We start from the raw sequence: 2,613 nt of genomic DNA, 5'->3' as shown, positions 1-2,613 counted from the left end.
GTGGAGAAAATCAAAGAGTTCCGGCCGGTATTTCGCCGAGTAGTAGAGGACAACGGTCCGGGCGATGTTGGCCCAGTAGAGGAGGAAGAGCCCGAGGCCCAGGCCAAGGAGGCGCCGTTTCCAGGGCATGGGAAAGGCGACCATGGCGGCCACGAGGAGGATCATGGCGTCCATGCCGTCGCATCCGGGCTTGATTTGGACGCTGAATCCCCGGGAGATCAGGGTGTCCCCGCTGAGGACGACCGCTTCGGATGGAGTCAGGGTGTTGACGACCCAGGCGCTGACCCGAGCGTTCAGGATCACGGTCCACACTGGCCAGATGGCGTCACGAAAAACGCGGTAGAGGGTCTGGCCAATCCCGAAGACCAGGGCGAAGACCGCGAGCATCCTGAATTCCGGAGGTGGGTTCCTGATCCACTTTCGAAAAGGGATGGAAGCCTCGCGAGGCTTGGAAGCGGTCTTTCCCTTTCGTTTCTTGCGACTCATGCCTGTTCGGCTGTCTGGTCCGGCAGGGTCCCCAGTTTTCGAATGGCCAGGGCATATTCCCGGCGCAGGGCGTCCAGGTAGACGGGGTCGATGGGGCCCTTCCAGGTTTCAACTTCCAAAAACCTCTTGGGCAGGCGGACGGATTCCGGATCGTATCCGGTGGCCATGCGGGCCCTCCATCGCAAGCGCTGGATGTCCTCGCCCTTGCCCGGCAGCCCTTGGGCGGCTTCGTCCAGACCCAAGGCGGCCAGGGCTTCCTGCAAGGTCTCCATGGTGTACACGCCCCGGGCAAAGAGGCAGGAGACCATGGAGGTCAGGACGCAACGCTCGGCCTCGTCCTTGACCAGGAAGTCGACGACCTTGGCCACGTCCTGATCCTTGTGCTTCTGGTCGTAGGTGTAGGCTCCGGTGTCCAGATGGGAGTGTCTGAAGCTCAGGGACTGGGAGGCGAAAAAAGTCTCTCCTGTGGCGTATCCGGCCATTTCCTGGCCGAGGACGCAGGCGAAGTCGGCCCCGCCGTAGATGTCGGCGGCGGCCAATGCTCCCTGAGCAAGGGCCCGGTAGAAGTCGTTGGCGGCGTTGCCCAGATGGGCCACGGCCAGTTCAAAGGCCTTGGAGTCGCCAAAGGTCAGGGGTACGAGGGTCTCGGCCTCGGAGACCACGCCCTTTTCCAGGGCCTCGGTGGCCCAGGCCAGGGCCACCCCGGCGGACATGGCGTCCAGGCCGGCCTTTTCGACCTCGTCCAAAATGGTCAAAACGGCAAAGGGGTCGGTGACCCCGAGCATGGTTCCCAGGGAAAAGATGGGCTCGTAGTCATAGGCCACCTGACGATAGAGATACTGGTTCTCCTCCATGAATTTTTGGCGGACGAAACCGATGTGAATGCAGCCCACCGGGCAACCGGCACAGGCGGCGTTGCGGAGCAGGGTTTCGTCGGCGAAGTTCTGGCCCGTGACGGTCTCGATGCCCGGATCGGCGGTCTGCTGGAGGTTGCGCCAGGGCAGGGACTTGAGTTCGTTCAGGGGCTCCAGATTTACGGCCGTGCCGTAGTTGTGGTACTTGCTCATCATGTCCGTGGCCGTGAGCCGCAGGAAGATGTCTTTGAAGAGTTTGGGGTAGTCCTTGGTCCCGGGCAGGGCAAAGTCGGCGTCGCCGATGAGGGCGATGGCCTTAAGGTTTTTGGCGCCCATGACGCCGCCGGAACCCAATCGGCCGAAATGGCGGTAGGTATCGACATTGATGCAGGCCATGGCCGAGCGGTTTTCCCCGGCCGGGCCGATGCGGAGAATGCTCCGATGTCCCGACCCCGGGAACATCCGTCTGAGGACCTTGCCGGATTGAAGGGCGCATCGGCCCCAGAGATAGGGGACGTCCCGGATGTCCATGCGCCGGGATCCGATGCCCAGGACCGCCGGGCGCTCGGCCCGGCCGGTGACGACCAGGGCGTCGTAGCGGGTGAAGCGCAGGGCCAGGGCCGAACGGCCTCCGGCGTGGCTTTCGGCGTACTGGTCATGGTAGGGAGACTTGAAGCCGCAGACGGTCTTGCTCATGAGAGGATAGAGCCCGGTCAGGCTCCCGATGGCCAGGATGAAGGGCTGATCCGGGTGGTCCCAGGGCTGGTCGGGCAGGCCGAACTCCAGGAAGAGGGCCGCGGCCAGGCCGCTGCCGCCGAGCAGGGTCGAGCGGTCTCCAAACATGACCACCGAGGCCCGGCGGGTGGTCAGGTCGACTTTGAGAATGCGGAATTGTTCGGTGATCATTGGTCGTCGTCCTCCCCGATCTCGACTTCGATCAGTTCGAGGCAGGCGTGCGGACAGAAGGGCACGCAGCGGCCGCAATGGATGCAGATGTACGGGCGGTTGTCGTGATCCAGGGCCACGGCGGCCACCGGACAGGCCCGGACGCAGGCGTTGCAGCGGATGCAGAGATCCTTTTTGACCTTGACCCCGCCGCCCTTGCGCTGGGTGAGGGCCCCGGTGGGGCAGTTTTCGGCGCAGGGGGCCGGATCGCAGGCCACGCAGAGCCGGGCCTCGAAGCCGGTGGACAGGCCGCCGGACGAGGCGATGCGGATGCCGGAGGTCTCCCAGGAGAGCCGACCGTGGACCAGGCGGGCGCAGGCCAGGGAGC

3 protein-coding genes are annotated in these 2,613 nt (G+C 64.4%); all 3 read right to left on the bottom strand.

Annotation, left to right across the window (positions count from 1 at the left end):
* On the bottom strand, positions 1-486 hold a 486-nt coding region (locus EOM25_13840; protein NCC26255.1), incomplete at its 3' end, for a hypothetical protein.
* Positions 483-2,246, bottom strand: a complete 1,764-nt coding sequence (locus EOM25_13835) for an aldehyde ferredoxin oxidoreductase (GenBank protein NCC26254.1) — start codon at positions 2,244-2,246, stop codon at positions 483-485. The genes EOM25_13835 and EOM25_13840, both read right to left, overlap by 4 nt.
* The coding region (locus EOM25_13830; GenBank protein NCC26253.1) for a (Fe-S)-binding protein at positions 2,243-2,613 on the bottom strand (371 nt) is incomplete at its 5' end. The genes EOM25_13830 and EOM25_13835, both read right to left, overlap by 4 nt.

The organism is Deltaproteobacteria bacterium (assembly GCA_009929795.1).
In the GTDB taxonomy this organism is placed as follows: Bacteria; Desulfobacterota; Desulfovibrionia; order Desulfovibrionales; family Desulfomicrobiaceae; genus RZZR01.
The sequence above is the reverse complement of the archived record's forward strand: the minus strand, read 5'-3'. Positions and strand labels throughout refer to the sequence as shown.